Source organism: Devosia oryzisoli (genome assembly GCF_014837245.1).
In the GTDB taxonomy this organism is placed as follows: domain Bacteria; phylum Pseudomonadota; class Alphaproteobacteria; order Rhizobiales; family Devosiaceae; genus Devosia; species Devosia oryzisoli.
Genome location: NZ_JACYFU010000001.1, coordinates 1,162,778 through 1,179,565 on the forward strand (window position 1 = coordinate 1,162,778; position 16,788 = coordinate 1,179,565).

At 62.3% G+C, this 16,788-nt stretch carries 21 protein-coding genes; 6 read left to right on the forward strand and 15 right to left on the reverse strand.

Features of this window, described 5'->3' with window-relative positions; genetic code table 11:
- Nucleotides 1-24 precede the first annotated feature (24 nt).
- Together IC608_RS05815 and iolB are read left to right on the forward strand one after the other, a co-directional pair.
- Entirely contained in the window at nucleotides 25-276 is a 252-nt protein-coding gene (locus tag IC608_RS05815; RefSeq protein WP_191773427.1) for a hypothetical protein, read from the forward strand.
- Nucleotides 221-1,021, forward strand: a complete 801-nt coding sequence (iolB, locus tag IC608_RS05820; protein ID WP_191773428.1) for a 5-deoxy-glucuronate isomerase — start codon at nucleotides 221-223, stop codon at nucleotides 1,019-1,021. The genes IC608_RS05815 and iolB overlap by 56 nt, the downstream gene beginning before the upstream one ends.
- 141 nt (nucleotides 1,022-1,162) lie before the next feature.
- Here the strand turns inward: iolB and iolG are convergent, their stop codons facing one another.
- The 7 genes from iolG to IC608_RS05855 all read right to left on the reverse strand — a co-directional run bounded on the left by iolG (nucleotide 1,163) and on the right by IC608_RS05855 (nucleotide 6,551).
- Nucleotides 1,163-2,200 carry an inositol 2-dehydrogenase gene (iolG, locus tag IC608_RS05825; RefSeq protein ID WP_191773430.1) on the reverse strand — a complete coding sequence of 346 codons (1,038 nt, stop codon included), beginning with the start codon at nucleotides 2,198-2,200 and terminating at the stop codon, nucleotides 1,163-1,165.
- 135 nt (nucleotides 2,201-2,335) lie between these two features.
- Entirely contained in the window at nucleotides 2,336-2,791 is a 456-nt protein-coding gene (locus tag IC608_RS05830; protein WP_191773432.1) for a MerR family transcriptional regulator, read from the reverse strand.
- A gap of 27 nt (nucleotides 2,792-2,818) precedes the next feature.
- Nucleotides 2,819-3,130 (reverse strand): integration host factor subunit alpha, encoded by a 312-nt coding sequence (locus IC608_RS05835; RefSeq protein WP_191773434.1) that lies wholly within the window; start codon nucleotides 3,128-3,130, stop codon nucleotides 2,819-2,821.
- Between the two features lie 218 nt (nucleotides 3,131-3,348).
- Nucleotides 3,349-4,326 (reverse strand): beta-ketoacyl-ACP synthase 3, encoded by a 978-nt coding sequence (locus tag IC608_RS05840; RefSeq protein WP_191773436.1) that lies wholly within the window; start codon nucleotides 4,324-4,326, stop codon nucleotides 3,349-3,351.
- A 5-nt stretch (nucleotides 4,327-4,331) separates the two neighbouring features.
- On the reverse strand, nucleotides 4,332-5,393 hold the full coding sequence (plsX, locus tag IC608_RS05845) for a phosphate acyltransferase PlsX (RefSeq protein WP_191773438.1): 1,062 nt from the start codon (nucleotides 5,391-5,393) through the stop codon (nucleotides 4,332-4,334).
- Between the two features lie 82 nt (nucleotides 5,394-5,475).
- Nucleotides 5,476-6,027, reverse strand: a complete 552-nt coding sequence (locus IC608_RS05850; protein WP_191773439.1) for a YceD family protein — start codon at nucleotides 6,025-6,027, stop codon at nucleotides 5,476-5,478.
- Nucleotides 6,024-6,551: a ubiquinol-cytochrome C chaperone family protein gene (locus IC608_RS05855; protein WP_191773441.1), complete on the reverse strand. Its 528-nt coding sequence runs from the start codon at nucleotides 6,549-6,551 to the stop codon at nucleotides 6,024-6,026. Before IC608_RS05855 ends, IC608_RS05850 begins: the two co-directional genes overlap by 4 nt.
- Before the next feature lie 158 nt (nucleotides 6,552-6,709).
- Between IC608_RS05855 and IC608_RS05860 the strand changes: the two genes are divergently transcribed.
- On the forward strand, nucleotides 6,710-7,147 hold the full coding sequence (locus IC608_RS05860; RefSeq protein WP_191773443.1) for an outer membrane protein assembly factor BamE: 438 nt from the start codon (nucleotides 6,710-6,712) through the stop codon (nucleotides 7,145-7,147).
- A 94-nt stretch (nucleotides 7,148-7,241) separates the two neighbouring features.
- Here IC608_RS05860 and nusB read toward each other — a convergent pair whose 3' ends face one another.
- The 3 genes from nusB to glyA all read right to left on the reverse strand — a co-directional run bounded on the left by nusB (nucleotide 7,242) and on the right by glyA (nucleotide 9,615).
- On the reverse strand, nucleotides 7,242-7,736 hold the full coding sequence (nusB, locus tag IC608_RS05865) for a transcription antitermination factor NusB (RefSeq protein WP_191773445.1): 495 nt from the start codon (nucleotides 7,734-7,736) through the stop codon (nucleotides 7,242-7,244).
- A 91-nt stretch (nucleotides 7,737-7,827) separates the two neighbouring features.
- On the reverse strand, nucleotides 7,828-8,304 hold the full coding sequence (nrdR, locus tag IC608_RS05870) for a transcriptional regulator NrdR (RefSeq protein WP_191773447.1): 477 nt from the start codon (nucleotides 8,302-8,304) through the stop codon (nucleotides 7,828-7,830).
- A gap of 12 nt (nucleotides 8,305-8,316) precedes the next feature.
- Nucleotides 8,317-9,615: a serine hydroxymethyltransferase gene (gene glyA, locus IC608_RS05875; RefSeq protein WP_191773449.1), complete on the reverse strand. Its 1,299-nt coding sequence runs from the start codon at nucleotides 9,613-9,615 to the stop codon at nucleotides 8,317-8,319.
- Between the two features lie 193 nt (nucleotides 9,616-9,808).
- On the opposite strand from glyA, the gene IC608_RS18040 reads away from it, so the two are divergent.
- On the forward strand, nucleotides 9,809-10,246 hold the full coding sequence (locus tag IC608_RS18040; protein WP_248306171.1) for a BA14K family protein: 438 nt from the start codon (nucleotides 9,809-9,811) through the stop codon (nucleotides 10,244-10,246).
- Between the two features lies 1 nt (nucleotide 10,247).
- Here IC608_RS18040 and IC608_RS05885 read toward each other — a convergent pair whose 3' ends face one another.
- From IC608_RS05885 to IC608_RS05900, 4 genes are all read right to left on the reverse strand, one after another.
- Nucleotides 10,248-10,463 carry a DUF6898 family protein gene (locus tag IC608_RS05885; protein ID WP_191773451.1) on the reverse strand — a complete coding sequence of 72 codons (216 nt, stop codon included), beginning with the start codon at nucleotides 10,461-10,463 and terminating at the stop codon, nucleotides 10,248-10,250.
- A gap of 138 nt (nucleotides 10,464-10,601) precedes the next feature.
- Nucleotides 10,602-11,759 carry a L,D-transpeptidase family protein gene (locus tag IC608_RS05890; protein WP_191773453.1) on the reverse strand — a complete coding sequence of 386 codons (1,158 nt, stop codon included), beginning with the start codon at nucleotides 11,757-11,759 and terminating at the stop codon, nucleotides 10,602-10,604.
- Nucleotides 11,760-12,132: 373 nt separating this feature from the next.
- Nucleotides 12,133-12,642 (reverse strand): transcriptional regulator LdtR, encoded by a 510-nt coding sequence (gene ldtR, locus IC608_RS05895; protein ID WP_191773455.1) that lies wholly within the window; start codon nucleotides 12,640-12,642, stop codon nucleotides 12,133-12,135.
- 216 nt (nucleotides 12,643-12,858) lie between these two features.
- The gene (locus IC608_RS05900; protein WP_191773457.1) at nucleotides 12,859-13,245 is read right to left on the reverse strand and encodes a DUF6163 family protein; all 387 of its coding nucleotides are present in this window, start codon (nucleotides 13,243-13,245) and stop codon (nucleotides 12,859-12,861) included.
- Between the two features lie 194 nt (nucleotides 13,246-13,439).
- On the opposite strand from IC608_RS05900, the gene hemB reads away from it, so the two are divergent.
- Complete coding sequence (hemB, locus tag IC608_RS05905) at nucleotides 13,440-14,453, forward strand: porphobilinogen synthase (RefSeq protein WP_210316212.1); 1,014 nt, start codon at nucleotides 13,440-13,442, stop codon at nucleotides 14,451-14,453.
- 7 nt (nucleotides 14,454-14,460) lie between these two features.
- Here hemB and IC608_RS05910 read toward each other — a convergent pair whose 3' ends face one another.
- On the reverse strand, nucleotides 14,461-15,204 hold the full coding sequence (locus IC608_RS05910) for a glutaredoxin family protein (protein ID WP_210316213.1): 744 nt from the start codon (nucleotides 15,202-15,204) through the stop codon (nucleotides 14,461-14,463).
- Nucleotides 15,205-15,332: 128 nt separating this feature from the next.
- Here IC608_RS05910 and IC608_RS05915 point away from each other — a divergent pair, with 128 nt between their 5' ends.
- The gene (locus IC608_RS05915) at nucleotides 15,333-16,754 is read left to right on the forward strand and encodes an MFS transporter (protein WP_191773459.1); all 1,422 of its coding nucleotides are present in this window, start codon (nucleotides 15,333-15,335) and stop codon (nucleotides 16,752-16,754) included.
- Nucleotides 16,755-16,788: the final 34 nt, after the last annotated feature.

Here is a 16,788-nt window from a genome sequence, read left to right on the forward strand (position 1 = left end):
AGACACGAGAGATGGAAAAGGCCGATGGCGCTGAAGCAGAACGACGTCAATTGGTTTCGACCGCTGTGGCGGCGGATTGCCCTGGTGGTGTTCCTGGTGATCTGGCTGGCCTGGGAAGCCATCTGGACCAGGGAAACGTTTTGGATCGTGCTGGTAGGCGCGGCGCTGGCCTATGCGCTCTACAATTTCTTCTACGCATTTCCCAAAGAGGAGCCGATCAATGAGCAAGTCCCCCCTCCTCGTCAAAGCGACGGACCAGACGGGCAAGATTCATGATGTCACCCCGCAATCGGCGGGCTGGACGCATGTGGGCTTCGAGTTGCACAAGCTTAAAGCCGGCGAAGCCAGCGGCGGGCAGACCGGGGAGCGCGAAATCTGCCTGGTGCTGGTCGGCGGCAAGGGGCGCTTTGCCGTCGATGGCGAGGATTTCGGTGAACTCGGCGAGCGCATGAGCCCATTCGAGGGCGCGCCCTGGGCGCTCTATGTGCCGGCGGGTCGCGACTGGGCGGTGGACGCGACGACCGATCTCGAACTGGCGGTGTGCTCTGCGCCGGGCGGCGGCGACTTTAGCGCCAAGGTCATCCCGCCGGGGACGCATCCGCGACTGTCGCGCGGCAAGGGTGCCAATGTGCGGCACGTCTACAACATCATGCCTGAAGACGATCAGTCGGCCAACGCGCTGCTGGTGGTGGAAGTGATCACCCCGCAGGGCAACACCTCGTCCTACCCGCCGCACAAGCATGATCAGGACAACCTGCCGCATGAAAGCCAGTTGGAAGAGACGTACTACCACCGCGTGAACCCGCCGCAGGGTTTCGCGTTCCAGCGCGTCTATACGGACGACCGGAGCCTCGATGAGGCGATGGCGGTGGAGGATGGAGACGTGACGCTGGTGCCGCGCGGCTATCATCCGGTGGCGACAACGGCGGGGTATGATCTCTATTACCTCAACGTCATGGCGGGGCCGAAGCGGGTGTGGAAGTTCCACAATGCGCCCGAACATGAGTGGATGCTGAAGTAGGCTGTGGGCCGCACTTGGGGCTTTTGCGCTTTCGGTGCCTTTTCCCTCTCAGTGTCATTCCCGCGAAAGCGGGAATCTCTATTGCTGTCGCAAACGGAGGTCCCCGCTTTCGCGGGGATGACACCGTGGGTGTGGCGAGGCTTAGCGGCCTTGGAAGACGGATTTGTCGGCTAGGGCGCCGGTGATCTCGCTCACCTTGACTGCCCTGCCCTCCTTGACGGATTTCAGCGCGGCTTCGGCCAGTGCGAGTGCGACGAGGCCATCGGCGCCGCTTGGGGTGGCCGCAGATTTTGATTCAACGCAATCGACGAAAGCGCAGATTTCGCGGGCATATGCCTCGGTGTAGCGGGTCATGAAGAAGTCGTGCAGCGGCGGACGGGTGTAGCCCGAGCCGTTGGCGATTTCGATGGAGACCGGGCGCTGGTTCTCGGCAGCGACGGCGCCTTCGGAGCCGTGGACCTCGATGCGCTGGTCGTAGCCATAGGTAGCGCGGCGCGAGTTGGAGATGGTCGCGTGCTTGCCCGAGGCGGTGGAGAGCATGACCGAGGCGCTGTCGTAGTCGCCGGCGGTGCCGATGGCCTCGTCCACGAGGACGGAGGCCTGGGCGGTGACGGTGTCGATCTCTTCGCCCAGGAGATAGCGGGCCATGTCGAAATCGTGGATGGTCATGTCGCGGAAAATGCCGCCCGAGCGCTTGATGTAGTCGACGGGCGGGGCGCCGGGATCGCGCGAGACGATGGTCACCATCTCGACTTCGCCGATGCGATCTTCGTCGATAGCCTGCTTGACGGCCTGGAAGTGCGGATCGAAGCGGCGGTTGAAGCCGACCATGAGCGTCGCGCCCTCGGCGTCGACCACCTTGAGGCAGGCCTTGACGCGCTCGACATCGAGATCGATCGGCTTTTCGCAGAAGATCGCCTTACCGGCACGGGCGAAGCGCTCGATCAGGTCGGCATGGGTATCGGTGGGCGTGCAGATGACCACCGCGTCGATATCATCGGCCTTCTCGATGGCGTCGATGGAGCGCACTTCGGCGCCATACTGCCCGGCGAGGTCAGTCGCGGCCTTCTCGAAGGCATCGGCAACGGCCACGAGACGGGCCAAGGGATTAGCGGTGACGGCCTTGGCGTGCACCTTGCCGATGCGGCCAGCGCCCAGGAGGCCAAAACGGACTGTCATAGCGATAAACTCCACCGAAAAAGGCCGGGGTACCGGCCGAATTGATGGCGGAATAAGTAGACGATTTGCGCACCGGGTGGAACGGGAATTCCATCCGGGCGGAGCGACGAAATGGCACTCGTTGCGTCCGAAGGCTCAGTGTTCGCGGGCGCGTTCGAGGATGCGCTTGCACTCGAGCAGTTCGCGAAGGACTTCCGAGAGCCGGTGCCGGTCCTCTTCGTCGAGCGCGGGGCTGGCGGTCATCTCGGCCTCTTCCAGTTCGGCCTCGTCGCCGGCATTCTCGGCCTGCTCGATCATGGGCAGGATTTCGTCGAGCCCCTTGCCTTCGCCAACGGCGATGACATAGCGCGGCCCCTGCTCCTTGATGATGCGCTGCACACCCTTGATGGTGAAGCCCTGATCGTAGAGGAGATGGCGGATGCCGCGCAGCAGCATCACGTCCTCGGGCCGGTAATAGCGGCGGCCGCCGCCACGTTTCAGCGGCTTAATGGTAGAGAATCGGGTTTCCCAGAAGCGCAGGACATGCTGGGGCAGGTCGAGCTCTTCAGCGGCCTCTGAGATGGTTCGGAAGGCGTCTGGCGACTTGTCCAAACCTAAAGTCCCCCGGGCAAGAAACCCTTATTTACCAGAGCCGACCATAGACTTGTTGATCTTGGACTTCAACACGTTGGATGGTTTGAACACAAGAACCTGTCGCGGGAGGATCGGCACCTCCTCGCCGGTCTTGGGATTGCGTCCGATACGCTCGTTTTTCGAGCGAACCTGGAAGGAGCCGAAAGAGGACAGCTTGACGTTGGAGCCGGTGACCAGGGCATCGGTGATCAACTCGAGCACCCGCTCGACCAATTCGGCCGACTCGGTTCGCGACAGCCCCACGGAGCCATACACCGCCTCAGCCAGATCGGCCCGCGTTATCGTCTTCTGCGCCATTCAGACCCCCAATTGCCTTGGCCCTATTCGCCGCCAGACCGTCGGCGGCAGATTGCTCTTGCATGTGAGGCGTGGCGCACTCGCGTGGCCCTGCCCTGGGAATTCTTCCCTTTATTGTCAGCGATGCGGCCCCTTTGGGCCGTGGGTCCGCTGCGGGCACCTCCACCCGGAAAGACACTAGCGCTCCCAAACGCTTAAGGTCAATGCGGCGTGCGCCGCTACCAGCGAATCAAGGATGCGCCCCAGGTAAAGCCGCCACCCATGGCCTCGAGCATGACCAGGTCGCCCGTCTTGATGCGGCCGTCGGCAACCGCGGCGCTCAAAGCCAGGGGAACCGAGGCGGCCGATGTGTTGGCGTGGCGGTCGACTGTGACGACAACCTTTTCGGGCGGCAGGCCGAGCTTGGCCCCTGCCCCATCGATGATCCGCCGGTTGGCCTGGTGCGGCACGAACCAGTCGAGGTCGGCAACGGTGAAGCCTGTCTGCTCCAGTGTCGCGTAGACGACGTCGGTGATCTTGCCCACGGCATGGCGGAAGACTTCAGGCCCCTGCATGTGCACGTGGCCGGTCGTTCCGGTCGTCGAGGGACCGCCGTCGACGTAGAGCTTGTCCCAATGGCGTCCGTCCGAACGCAGGGCGGAGGCGAGAACCCCGCGGTCCGGTTCCCCTTCGGCCAGATCAGCCCGCTCGAGGACGACAGCCCCGGCACCGTCTCCGAAAAGAACGCAGGTGGTGCGGTCGGTCCAGTCGAGCAGGCGCGAGAACGTCTCGGCGCCAATGACCAGCACGCGGCGCGCCAGATTGTTCTTGATGTAGCTGTCGGCGGTGGTGACGGCATAGACGAAGCCGGAGCACACCGCCTGAATGTCGAAGGCGAAGCCGTGGTGCATGCCAAGCTTCATCTGCACCAGGGTCGCAGCGGACGGGAAGGTGAAGTCCGGGGTGGTGGTGGCAACGATGATGAGATCAATGTCGGCGATCTCGAGACCGGCATTGTCCAGCGCTTGGCGGGCGGCCGCTACGGCGAGGTCGGAGGTGAACTCCCCCTCGGCTGCGATGTGGCGCTCCTTGATGCCTACGCGCTGCTGGATCCATTCGTCCGAGGTGTCGACGATCTTGGCGAGGTCCTGATTGGTGAGAATCTTCGCCGGGAGATAGCTGCCGACGCCGCGAATGATGGACCGAATTCTGCTCACGCGGACTAAACCTCGGATTGGGTGGGCTGCTCTTGAGCAGGCTTGTGAATGGGGAAGCGCTGCATGGTGTCGCCGATCTTGTCCATGAGACGACTGCGCGCCATCTCATAGGCGAGGCCGAGGGCGCTCTTGTAGCCAATTTCGTCGGAGCCGCCATGGGACTTGATGACGATGCCGTTGAGGCCCATGAAGACGCCGCCATTGACGGTGCGCGGGTCCATCTTGCGGCGCAGCGCATTGAGCGCAGATGAGGCCAACAAGGCCCCCAGCCGGCTGACCCAGTTGGCCATTAGCGCGCTGCGTAGATAGGACGCGACCTGGCGGGCCGTGCCTTCGGCCGTCTTGAGCGCGATGTTGCCGACAAAGCCCTCAGTGACCACGACGTCTACCGTCCCTTTGCCGATATCATCGCCTTCGACAAAGCCGTGGTAGGTGAAGCCGGCGCCGCTGGCTTCGGAGAGGATCTTGCCGGCCTCCTTGATCGATTCGAGGCCCTTGACCTCCTCGGTGCCGACATTGAGCAGGCCCACCGTTGGGTTATCCGTGTCGAACAGTGATCGCGCCAATGCGGAGCCAAGGATGGCGTAGTCCACCAGTTGGCGCGCGTCGGCGCCAATTGTGGCTCCCATGTCGAGCACGATGATGTCGGAGCGCAAAGTCGGCCAGATGGCGGCAATGCCCGGCCGGGAAATCCCTTCCATGGGACGCAGGCAGAAGGTTGCCATGGCCATGAGCGCGCCGGTGTTGCCCCCGGAAATGGCGACGTCGGCCTCGCCGTCCTTCACCGACTGGATAGCCATCCACATGGACGACACGCCCTTGCCCTTGCGAAGCGCCTGGCTGGGCTTTTCATCCATGGCGATGACGGTTTCGCAATGGCGCACTTCCGACGCCGGCTTCAGGTCCGGAAATTCCTCGAGCAGCGGATCGATCTGGCTCTTGATACCGTGAAAGATGAAGCGCGTGTTCTTGCGCTCCTTGAGGGCCAGGTGGGCCCCGTGGATCACGGCGCGCGGCGCGTTATCACCGCCCATGGCGTCCACGGAAATCGTTATAGAATCGGTCATTTGTGCCCGTTTTTCGGCCTGCCGGAGCAGGCACGCAACTTTATCCCATCATCGGGTGGGTGCAACCCCGGCCCGCGGGGCTTTATTTTTCGTCGTCGTTGGTGCCCTTGAGGCGCGCCAGGTCAGCAAAGGGTCCGCTTGGCTTCTCCTTCGGTGCAAGCCCTGATGACTCCAGAGTTTCACCTTCTCTGCGTGGATAGGGGTCGAGTGCAAGGGCCAGCGTCTCAAGCAACAGAGCGCTAAGGTCCACTTCCGGTCCGTGGATGTGATCGGGAAAGTCTTCGTCGTCGAGGTCGACGAACACTTCAGCGTTGGGAGCCGGCACCTTGTCCTGGCGCGGCGCTGGCAGGAAGACGCGGTCGATGTCCTCCGCGATCTCCTGATCCACCGGTTCAAAGCTTACTACCGACTTCTGGGTGACCCGTGCCTTGAGCCCCCCCTCTGCCCGCAGCCCTCCACGAAACGGCACGATGGAAAGGTGTGCCCTGAACATTTGCACCGCAACGATGCCCATCGCTTCGGCAATCGCCGCCCGTTCACCTTCGTCGGCATCGACATCCAGCGATCGGCCGGACGCTGGCAGCTTGTCGATCCGCACAATGGCATCGAAGATGGGAGGGGACGATGAGGTCATGCAGCGGTCTCGAAAATGATCTTTCCGGAGGTGATATCGGGGATGGTCTGCCCGGCGAGGTCGGTGTCGCGTGCTATGGTGTAGTTGGCGAGAGCCCGCACACCGTCGCCTAGCTCTCCATCGTAAATGTTGCGCGCCAGAACACCAGCGAGCCCGTCCGGATCGTTCTGATCCATTGCGGCGTTCAGGGCCGCCAGCAAGCCGAAGAAGATATTGCCCATCTTCTGGATCTTCTTGGGCACGCCCAGATCGGTCACACCCATCTCGCGCAGGGACCTGTCCATATCCTTGAAGAAGAGATCGAACACAGCCTGGCTGAAGGCCTTGTCCTCCGCCGATCCATGGCGTAGCCGGCGAAACAGCAGCGCCATATGGAGGCTGATCATGTCGAAGCGCCCCGTCACGGTGTCGGGAATGCCGTAGTCGGTATAGAATACCGGCCGCCGGGATTGCGCCACAATGGAATTATAGACGGCGTAAACCGGCTCTGTGGCAGTGTTCTTGCGAAACAGGGACAGGATCATCGGGTTGCGCTCAGGAACGGTGGGTCATGCGCGGCGTGGGGCCAGAACCAAAGCCAGCTTGCCAGACCGCTGCCTTGGCAGCTAAACATTCCGGCGATCAATAGGCACGCGCCTTGTTGTCACGCCTATAGTCGAGAGCCATCGGGAAAGTCAAATTCATGCCCTTGCGTATCGCCCAAGCTTCCGTTGCCGCAGCCGTCCTCGCGGTGGCGCTTGCCGGTTGCACCAGCAGCACGTCGCTGATCACCAAGCGCACCCAGGGATACGAAATTCCGGCTTCGGCGCTTGCACAGATTCGCCCCGGCCAGAGCCAGCAACTGGTCACGCTGGTGCTGGGTTCGCCCCAGTCCACCAATAGCTTTGGCGATCAAAGCGCCTGGTACTACATCGAGACTAAGGTGGAGCAGACGGCGTTCGGACTTACCAACGTCAAGGAGCGCACGGTGCTCGCCGTCTATTTCGACAAGAACAAGAAGGTCATCGACAAGGCCGTCTATTCTTTGGCGGACGGCAAGGTCGTCACCATCGAGAGCCGTCGGACTCCATCGTTCGGCGAAGACAAGACGTTTATCGACTCGATCCTGCAGTCCTTCTGAGACACCCGCAGCGAACTGTAAAAAAAGCCCCGGCGCAGACCGGGGCTTTTTGCCATGTGTCGAAGGACGCCGGCGGCGACAGGCTCGATGCCGGTCAGTTCTTCTTTTCGAAATCCACGCCCGCGGCACGGGCGATCGAATCGAGCGCCGCGTTGACCAGACCGATCGCGTCGTCCTCGTAGAACGCATGTGCGACGTCGACATATTCGGCAATCACCACACGCGCCGGAATGTCGCGTCGGCGCAGAAGCTCGAAAGCCGCGGCGCGAAGGATGGCGCGCAAAGTCGCGTCCACGCGCTCGATAGGCCAGCCTTCCACCAGTGCCTTGTCCACCGCCGGGTCGATCTGAAGCTGATGCTTGGCTACGCCGCTGACGATCTGACGGAAGAAATCGGCGTCGGCGGGAAGATACTGCTCCCCCTCCACCTCACGGCCGAGATGGAAGGCCCCAAACTGGGCCAGCGTCTCTTCCAGCGTCGTGCGACCCACGTCCATCTGGTAGAGCGCCTGTACGGCGGCGAGGCGGGCCGCACCACGCTGATTGGCAGGGCGCGAGGCGCTGGAAACTGGTTTCGGCTGGTCGGTCATCTGCTGTTCGTTCGTCTGGCGGCGGCGAGGCGTTTGACATCCCTGCCCTGCCGCGGTGTGAATCACGGTCCGGAAGAGACCGGATCAGGTATCATTCCGCCCCGGCATCGGCGCGATCCTCCAAACCCAATTCGGCCAGGAAGGAGCGGAAGTCGTCGGCGTTGGAAAAGTTCTTGTAGACGCTGGCGAAGCGCACGAACGCCACGTCGTCGAGGCCCTTGAGGCCCTCCATAACATACTCGCCAATCTGGTCCGAGGTAACCTCGAGGTCACCCAGGCTCTCAAGCTGCCGCACGATTCCCGAGATCATTCGCTCGACGCGTTCGGGGTCGACAGACCGCTTGCGCAGGGCAGTGTTGACCGAGCGCGCCAGCTTTTCCCGATCAAAGGGGACCTTGCGGCCTGTCTTCTTGACCACCGTCAGATCGCGTAGCTGCACACGCTCGAACGTCGTGAAACGGCCGCCGCAGGCGTTACAGACGCGGCGGCGTCGGATAGCCCCCGAATCCTCGGTCGGGCGGCTATCCTTCACCTGCGTATCGTCATTGCCGCAATAGGGGCAGCGCATAACGGGATGTCCTCAGCCGTAGATGGGGAAGCGGTCGGTCAGCGTCTTTACCTTTGCCCGCACTTCGGCCTCGACGGCCCCGTTGTTGTCGTCACCATTGGTCTTGAGGCCATCGAGAACCTCGATGATCATCTCGCCGATGTGCTGGAACTCGGCTTCGGCAAAGCCACGCGTCGTACCTGCTGGTGTGCCGAGACGGACGCCGGAGGTGATGGCGGGCTTTTCGGGATCGAAGGGCACGGCGTTCTTGTTGCAGGTGATGTGGGCGCGGCCGAGGGCGGTCTCGGTGGCCTTGCCGGTCAGGCCCTTGGGACGCAGATCGACCAACATCAGGTGGTTGTCGGTGCCGCCGGAGACGATATCGACCCCGCCCTTGACCAGCGTTTCGGCCAGCACCTTGGCGTTGGCGACGACCTGGCGTGCGTATGACTTGAATTCGGGCGAGAGCGCTTCCTTGAAGGCCACCGCCTTGGCGGCGATGACGTGCATCAGTGGGCCCCCCTGGATGCCGGGGAAAATGGCCGAGTTGATCTTCTTGGCGATGGCCTCGTCGTCCGTCAGGATGAGGCCGCCGCGGGGACCGCGCAGGGTCTTGTGGGTGGTGGTGGTGGCCACATGGGCGTGCGGGAACGGGCTGGGATAGACGCCGCCAGCGACGAGGCCGGCTACGTGCGCCATGTCGACGAACAGAATTGCACCCACTTCATCGGCGATCTGGCGGAACTCGGCCCAGTCCATGATGCGCGAATAGGCCGAGAAGCCTGCGACGATCATCTTGGGCTTGTGCTCGCGCGCGAGTTGGCGGACCTGATCCATGTCAACCCGCCCGTCCTGCTTGCGCAGACCGTACTGGATCGCATTGAACCACTTGCCGGACTGGTTGGGCTTCGCCCCATGCGTGAGGTGGCCGCCCGCATCGAGGGACATGCCCAGGATGGTGTCGCCGGGCTGGATCAGCGCCTGGTAGACGCCCTGGTTGGCTTGGGAGCCGGAATTGGGTTGGACGTTGGCGAAGCCGACCCCGAACAGTTGCTTGGCGCGCTCGATGGCCAGCGTCTCGGCGACGTCGACATACTGGCAGCCGCCATAGTAGCGCTTGCCCGGATAGCCTTCGGCATATTTGTTGGTGAGCACCGAACCCTGCGCTTCCAGTACCGCCTGCGAAACGATGTTCTCCGAGGCGATCAGCTCGATCTCGCCCTGCTGGCGACCGAGCTCGTCCTGAATGGCCTTTGCCAGTTCCGGATCGGTCTCGCCGACGGAGGCCGAGAAGAAATGCGGAAAGAGCGGAAGGGACGTCGCTGCGCTCATGGGGCGTACTCCGGGGAAAATCCCACATCTGGTGTCGGGAGGATGGGTCCGCCGCAGCCTCTAGCATAAAGCCGCGCGCCGCGCCAACCGTGCACATCACATCGCAGCTATGTCCCGCAACTTTCGCCGTCGGAGCTCATTTTACGGGAGGGACAGAATGTTCCTGTCGCGGGGGCGGCAATGGAGGATTGAAATGAAGACATCTCTCAAGGCCATCGCCTCTAGCCTTATCGTCGGACTCCTGGCAGTCAGCAGCGCGGTACCTGCGCAGGCGCAGGTTTACATTGGCCAGCGCGACCGCGTCATCACCACCTATTGCGACCGCCATTCCTATGAGCGCGATTGTCGCGACTGGCGCGACGGCCGGTGGGGTCACTCCGACTACAATCGGTTCTATCACCGGCACCAGAGTGGCCTCGATAGCATTGCGTCGGGCTTCTTTGGGTTCACGTTCGGCGCCATTCTGGGGAGCGCTCTGGCCAACAGCTCGCGGAACCACGACCGCGTCATCGGCTATGTCGGCGGGTACGACGCTCATGTCGCCGCCTGCTACGACCGGTATCGTTCGTACGACGAACGCAGCGACACCTTCCTCGGCTATGATGGTGTGCGCCATCGCTGCCGCCTCTAGCTCAGGCGTATTTTCCGCTTTGAGGTTGGGGGCCTGCGGGCCCCTTTTCTTCGATTTTTCGCCGCAGCTTGGCGAGAGCCAGGCGCTGCATATCAGCTCTGGACGCCCGCAGCGGTGCGATGACGACGACTTCGATGGCTGTCGCTTCATCGATGGCGGCGACGCGCATCTGGTTGCCCAGCTGGACAAACTCGAAAAGCACACCCCTATCGGTCATGACCGATCCCCGCACCGCATTGCGTCACGCTAGCAGCTTGATATGCGGTGGACCAGACAACAAGCAACGGAGCGCTGCATGGCGGCGCTCCGTTGCTTTATTTCCGCGCTGCCATGTGCAGCGAGATGCTGACAGGCATCAGGCGTCGAAGGTTACCTTGCCCTGCTTGTCGAATTCATAGACGTCGTCGCGGAAGCTGACCGTGCCCTGCTTGTTGGCCCAGGCCGTAATGTAGGTGGTGTGGAGCGGGACGCGCGCCTCGCACTCGACATCCAGGCGCTCGAGCGAAGCGAAGGTGCTGTCGACGCGGGCCTGATCCCAGCCGCCATTGTCACGCAGCAACCACGCCACCAGTTCGTTCACCCCCTCGACGCGCACGCAGCCCGAGGAATGGAAGCGGGCGTTCTCACCGAACAGGGCCTTGGCCGGCGTGTCGTGCAGATAGCAGTCGTAGGGGTTGTAGAAGTTGATCTTGCAGTGGCCCATCGAATTTTCCGCGCCGGGCTCCTGGCGGTACATGTAGTTCACCGCGTTGCCCAGGTTAGTCCAGTCGATCGAAGACGGGCTGATCTCGTTCCCGTTGCCGTCGTAGATGTGAATGTTCTGCTTGGCGAGGTACTCGGGGTCCTGCTGCATGTACTTGGTCAGGTCACGCTCGACCAGAGACTTGGGGACGTGCCAATAGGGGTTGAAGTTGATCTGGCTGATCTTGCTCGCCATGATGGGTGTGGCGCGGTCGACGCGGCCCACCACAGCGATGTGGCGCTGCTCCACCATTCCGCCGCCCACAGCCTCGATGGTCGCGGCAGGAATGTTCACCACAACGTACCGATCGCTGAGGTTGGGCGCCATGTTCTGCACGCGCGTGTAGTTCAGATAGAGTTGCTGCAGGCGCGTCTCCGCGGGCACGTTCATGGCATACCACGTGGCTTCATCGACCTGGCCGTTGATGACGAGACCATGGCGCGCCTGGAATGTGCGGACGCCGCGGTCGGTCACTTCGTCAAAGACGTCATTAACGCGCTCGGTCAACGGCATGTCGCCCGAGGAAATGAGCCGGCGCTTGAGCTGCACCACCGCAGGGCCGGAATTGCCCAAGGTCAGTTTGTAGGCTTCCTGGGGAATTTCTTCCCAACCGCCAGCTGCCACGAACGGCTCGTATTGGGCTATGGCCAACTCAAGGTTGTGTAACGTGTCATAGGAGAGGATGGGCTCGTTCGTCTCGATCAACGATTGCGCCAGGGCCGTGTTTTCACCCTGGTCAGCGTCACGCAGCACGCGATTGCGCGTGAACATGTCCGTCAAGGATTCCTGCGCCCGTGCGGCAGGAAGTGCGGCGGAGGCACCCGCCAGAGCAACGGATTGAAGGAAAATTCGACGAGTCAGCCGCATTGAGTCACCCAATAGTGTGCCCGATCAGTCAGAATGGCGATTACCATCGCTGCCCAGAAACCCACAACGCCGATAACTGGCTTGTGAAATCGTCCGAGACCCGATGAATGAATAACGGGAAATGGTTGTTAACCACATAACACCGGAAGCGCCTGCTTTGAGGCGCAAATAAGAAACGCCGGCTTTGCAGCCGGCGTTCTTGTGCAACAGTGGCATGGAGGCAACACATGCCACCATCGCATCCTGACGCCGTGGCACGGCGTGCAGGTCTCCAGGCTCAGAGCTTGTACAGGATCTGGTCGACCCAGAAGCGCTCGAGGCGAGCAAGGGCCTTGTTGAGGCCGTCGAACTCTTCGTCACCCAGGCCGCCGACCTTGTCGATCGACTTAAGATGACGATCGTAGAGCTCGTCGATCACCTCGGCGACTTCCTCACCCTTGGGGGTCAGGCGGATACGAACGGAGCGGCGGTCTGTGCGGGAGCGCTCCTGAAAGATATACCCCGTCTCCACGAGCTTCTTGAGATTGTAGGACACGTTGGAGCCGAGATAGTAGCCGCGGCTGCGCAGTTCGCCGGCGGTCAGTTCGGCATCGCCGATATTGAACATCAGCAGAGCCTGGACCGGGTTGATATCGTCCCAGCCCATGCGGTCGAACTCGTCCTTGATCAGATCGAGCAGACGACGGTGGAGACGTTCAACGCGGGCGACGGCTTCGAGATAGAGGGGCTTCAGACCTTCGCTGCGTTCCGGAGCCAGCGCCTCTGCCGCATTCGACTTGATTGCCATTTGTGCCTCACTGTTTTGCCTAGCGTGCGATTTTTCGCATCTCATGAGGCCAAACTACGGCTGCCCACCTAAGATCGCCCTAAGCCACACGCTTAAAACTATCTTACTGCAAATACATGGGAATTTGGCTTTATGATTGGTAACCGCAGGTGAGAAACTTGTAACCTTTCCCAATCCTGAACCGCCATCAGCGAAGGCGACCTGCCAAGCTCTGGTCTAGTCGGCCTCGGCACGCCTGACTCGGACCGAGAGGCCGAAAATCAAGACGATTGCACCGAGCAACACCAGCCGGACAGCAAACCCCACCGCCGTCATGCGAACATCCGGGCTGCCGGAAATGTAGAGGGCCAGCTCCAGGATGGTGGCGCCGATCAGGACGACGGCTCCCCAACTGGCTTTGATCCAGAGCCCAACGGCCGCAATGAGACGCGCCAGACAGAAGATGGTCAGGTAGACAAAGGCGGTGAGCCCCATTGTGGTCAGGGGGCTGACAGGCCCAAGGTTGACGCCGAGCAGCCGCGACGCGTCGTTCAGCCCCAAAAGCAGGGACAGCAGAGCGACCACGCGGATGTAGAGCGCAGAATTGGGGGCCAGAAAGAGCATGTGCGCTGTGATATCCCCTCGCCCGCCCTGCGACAAGCGGTGGCTTGGAGGGCTGAACTGGCGCTGATATGGTCCGGCCCAACCCGATGCCTTGGTTCCTGCTTCGCCTCGCCGCCCGCCGACATGGCCGCTCAGGTCCCGCCGATCTCATCCACGCCCCACGCGGCTCGCTTACCCGACAGTCAGGAAACCCCATGTCCCAGAGCTGGATCAACCACGATATGTCCTTTCTCGGTGGCAAGCGCCTGCGGCGCGTGCGGCAGGCCGAATGGAGCCGGGCGATGGTGCGCGAGACAGAGTTACTGCCGCGCGACCTCATCTGGCCGCTCTTCGTGATCGAGGGGCAGAATGAGAAGACGGCAGTCAGGACGATGCCTGGCGTTGAGCGGCTTTCGATCGATCTTCTGGTTGAAGCCGCAAGGGCCGCCCGGGACGCCGGCATTCCGGCCCTTGCACTATTTCCCAACACGCCAGATCACCTGCGCTCGATCGATGCCGAGGAGGCCTACAACCCCAACAATCTGATGTGCCGTGCGCTTGATGCCATCAAGAGCGCGGTGCCGGAAATCGGGCTCATCGCCGACGTGGCGTTGGACGAATATTCCGCCAATGGGCAGGACGGACTGGTGCGGGATGGGGAAATTCTCAACGACGAGACCGTCACGGCGATGATCAAATCGGCCCTGGTGCAGGCTCGTGCCGGTGCGGACATCATTGCGCCTTCAGACATGATGGACGGGCGCGTGGCGGCGATCCGCGCGGCGCTCGATGCCGAGGGGTTCGAGCGCGTGCAGATCATGTCCTACGCTGCCAAGTATGCATCGTGTTTTTACGGCCCCTTCCGGGAAGCCGTGGGTTCGGGCAGCCGGCTGACGGGGGACAAGCGAACCTATCAGATGGATTTTGCCAATTCGGATGAGGCCTTGCGCGAAATCGAGCAGGACCTGATCGAAGGCGCGGACAGCATCATGATCAAGCCGGGCCTGCCCTACCTGGACATTATCCGCCGGGCCAAGGACGCGTTCAACGTTCCGATCTATGCCTACCAGGTCAGTGGCGAGTACGCGATGATCGAGATGGCGGGCGCCGCTGGCGCGATCAACCGCGATGCGGCCGTGCTGGAGAGCCTCTGGGCGTTCAAGCGCGCCGGGGCGAATGGGATCCTGACGTATTTCGCGCTGGAGATGGCACGCAAGCTAGGGCGATAGGCCCCGGCTACACCAGGCCGTGGCGAAAGACCATCCAGAGTGCCATTGCCACCATCATCAGGTTTTCGGTCAGTGAGACGAAGCCGAGCGGCGTCTTGCTGGAGCCGCCGACACAGGCGCATTTGAGTTCGCGTTTGTCGATATAAACGGCCTTGAAGACCGATGCGGCGCCCACGACGCCGATGAACAGCGCAATCGGGATCGACACGACGTTGAGTGCCCCGGCCACCATCAGCACGCCCGCACCGAGCTCGGCATACGGATAGACGTAGCTATAGGGAACGAAGCGCCGCGCCAGAAGGTCGTAGTTGAGGAACATGGTGGAGAAGGTCTCCACGTCCTGCAGCTTGAGCATCGCAAGCAGGCACATGCTGAAGGCAATGAACCACTCCACTGTCCGGAGCGTGAGAAAGGCTGCCAAAGTTGCCCAGGTGACCGCGATGGCCAGCAGAGCGGCAACAACGAACACGGTGATGACCGGGCGGTAGCTGGTTGCGTCGGGGTCGTGCACATGCAGGCCGAAATGGCGACGCAGATCGTCATAGCCGCCGATTCGGACGCCATTGATAAAGGTCTGTGGCGTCGTGTCGACGTCGTGTTCGCGCTTGAAGGCATCGGTCTCCTCGCGCGTTTTCAGCCAGTGATCGTCGATCTCAAAACCCTTGCGCCTCAGCAGGTCGACCGATTTCAGTCCCCAAGGGCAGACATGCTCTGGCATGACCATGCGATAGATGGTTGCAGTCTTGCTCATCAGGTTCCTCTCGCTGCCGCTGATAGCGGGGCAACGTTTCCCAAGGCGGTGAGGTTCGCGCAGAATGTGAGTTGCCAGATGCTGACGCGGAATATAGCAAGTAGCGTCTTGTTTAATGGGATCGATAAATGTCGGACCTCGTGGAAGGGCGCTGGCGCGAAATCTTCGGACCCCGCTACCTAGCGGCAACGGTAATCCTCTGCCTCGGGGTATCGCTTTTCGCCTTCAACGCCTTCCTGTCGACGACCGCCCTCCCTTCGGCGGTCAAGGAGTTGAATGGGGTCGAGGTGATCTCCTGGGCGACGACGCTCTATCTCGTCTTTGCCATCATGGGCGGTTCGGCGGCGGCGATGGCGAAGGCCCGTCTCGGGTCGCGCGGGTCCCTACTTCTGTTTGGCGGCATTTTCCTGGTCGGCACGTTGGTAGCAGCGAGCGGTGGATCGATGACGCACGTGCTCATCGGACGCGCGGTGCAGGGGCTCGGAGAAGGCGTAGTGGCGGCCCTCTGCTTCTCGCTGATCCCCGAGTTATTCCCCAACAGGCTCGTGCCGAAGGTGTTCGGCATGCAGGCGGTGATCTGGGCCGTCGCAGCCTTCGGGGGTCCGGCAGCGGCCGGAGCCCTCACCGAATTCGTATCATGGCGGGCAGCCTTCCTGGTCAACGTGCCGCTGATCATCATCTTCGCCGTCATGGTGTTGATGGTCGTTCCGAAGCGGGTGGCGACGGAAGATACCTCACGCTTCCCCGGGCTGCGGCTGCTCACGATCGGCGGTGGCATCCTGCTGGTTGCGCTAGCGGCCATCGCACCGGCGGTTCAGGCCGCACTGCTTCTTTTCGGGGCCGTGGTTCTGCTGGGCGGCACAGTCGCATTGGACAGGCGCAGCGATGCGCCGCTGTTGCCCACCGGCGCGTTCGGCGCGAGGACTGCTTTGGGCGCTGGCTTCTGGGTCGTGCTGCTCATGCCCATCGCCGGGGCCACGAGCGGCGTCTACCTGGTGCTGCTACTGCAGCAATTGTGGGGTTACGGCCCGACGCTGGCCGGGGCTGTCGGGGCCGTGATGGCGGTGGCCTGGAGCCTCTCATCCGTGACGGTGGCCAATGTGCGCCGCCGCGAAACACGCAAAATCCTGATCCGCACGGGGCCCGTGCTGATCGGGATCGGGCTGCTTGGCGTGCTGGCCGGGCTGGAACTGGGACAGCCGGTCCTGCTGCTTGCCGCGCAGGTCGCGATCGGAGCCGGCTTTGGCATTTCGAGCGGCTATCTCAGCCTGTTGCTGATGGAAGCGGCGCCTGAGCAAGATCGAAACCGGACCACCACCCTTATCCCCACCACTCAATCGGCGGGGAACGCGATCGGAGCAGCGCTTGCCGGCGTGGCGGCGAACGGCGCCGGCTATGCAGTGGCTAGCTCGAACAGCGAGGTTCTTGCATCCATCGTGCCGTTGTTCCTCACCGGGTTTGTCGCAGCAGCACTGGCCGCTCTTGCCGCGCGTCACATGCTGTCGCTGGCACCAGCGCAGACGATGGCGGGCAGCTTCGCGACGGAATGATCGATTTCCCTTGCAAAGCCTCTTGCGGTGACGC

Excerpts from the sequence above, each read along its gene's own strand:
- IC608_RS05915 (WP_191773459.1), top strand. The coding sequence starts at position 15,333 with ATGTCGGACCTCGTGGAAGGGCGCTGGCGCGAAATCTTCGGACCCCGC.
- nrdR (WP_191773447.1), bottom strand. The coding sequence starts at position 8,304 with ATGCGCTGCCCCTATTGCGGCAATGACGATACGCAGGTGAAGGATAGC.
- IC608_RS05860 (WP_191773443.1), top strand. The coding sequence starts at position 6,710 with ATGCCCTTGCGTATCGCCCAAGCTTCCGTTGCCGCAGCCGTCCTCGCG.
- IC608_RS05815 (WP_191773427.1), top strand. The coding sequence starts at position 25 with ATGGCGCTGAAGCAGAACGACGTCAATTGGTTTCGACCGCTGTGGCGG.
- glyA (WP_191773449.1), bottom strand. The coding sequence starts at position 9,615 with ATGAGCGCAGCGACGTCCCTTCCGCTCTTTCCGCATTTCTTCTCGGCC.
- iolG (WP_191773430.1), bottom strand. The coding sequence starts at position 2,200 with ATGACAGTCCGTTTTGGCCTCCTGGGCGCTGGCCGCATCGGCAAGGTG.
- hemB (WP_210316212.1), top strand. The coding sequence starts at position 13,440 with ATGTCCCAGAGCTGGATCAACCACGATATGTCCTTTCTCGGTGGCAAG.
- IC608_RS05855 (WP_191773441.1), bottom strand. The coding sequence starts at position 6,551 with ATGATCCTGTCCCTGTTTCGCAAGAACACTGCCACAGAGCCGGTTTAC.
- IC608_RS05890 (WP_191773453.1), bottom strand. The coding sequence starts at position 11,759 with ATGTTCACGCGCAATCGCGTGCTGCGTGACGCTGACCAGGGTGAAAAC.
- IC608_RS05900 (WP_191773457.1), bottom strand. The coding sequence starts at position 13,245 with ATGCTCTTTCTGGCCCCCAATTCTGCGCTCTACATCCGCGTGGTCGCT.
- IC608_RS05850 (WP_191773439.1), bottom strand. The coding sequence starts at position 6,027 with ATGACCTCATCGTCCCCTCCCATCTTCGATGCCATTGTGCGGATCGAC.
- IC608_RS05835 (WP_191773434.1), bottom strand. The coding sequence starts at position 3,130 with ATGGCGCAGAAGACGATAACGCGGGCCGATCTGGCTGAGGCGGTGTAT.
- iolB (WP_191773428.1), top strand. The coding sequence starts at position 221 with ATGAGCAAGTCCCCCCTCCTCGTCAAAGCGACGGACCAGACGGGCAAG.
- IC608_RS05910 (WP_210316213.1), bottom strand. The coding sequence starts at position 15,204 with ATGAGCAAGACTGCAACCATCTATCGCATGGTCATGCCAGAGCATGTC.
- IC608_RS18040 (WP_248306171.1), top strand. The coding sequence starts at position 9,809 with ATGAAGACATCTCTCAAGGCCATCGCCTCTAGCCTTATCGTCGGACTC.
- ldtR (WP_191773455.1), bottom strand. The coding sequence starts at position 12,642 with ATGGCAATCAAGTCGAATGCGGCAGAGGCGCTGGCTCCGGAACGCAGC.
- plsX (WP_191773438.1), bottom strand. The coding sequence starts at position 5,393 with ATGACCGATTCTATAACGATTTCCGTGGACGCCATGGGCGGTGATAAC.
- IC608_RS05885 (WP_191773451.1), bottom strand. The coding sequence starts at position 10,463 with ATGACCGATAGGGGTGTGCTTTTCGAGTTTGTCCAGCTGGGCAACCAG.
- nusB (WP_191773445.1), bottom strand. The coding sequence starts at position 7,736 with ATGACCGACCAGCCGAAACCAGTTTCCAGCGCCTCGCGCCCTGCCAAT.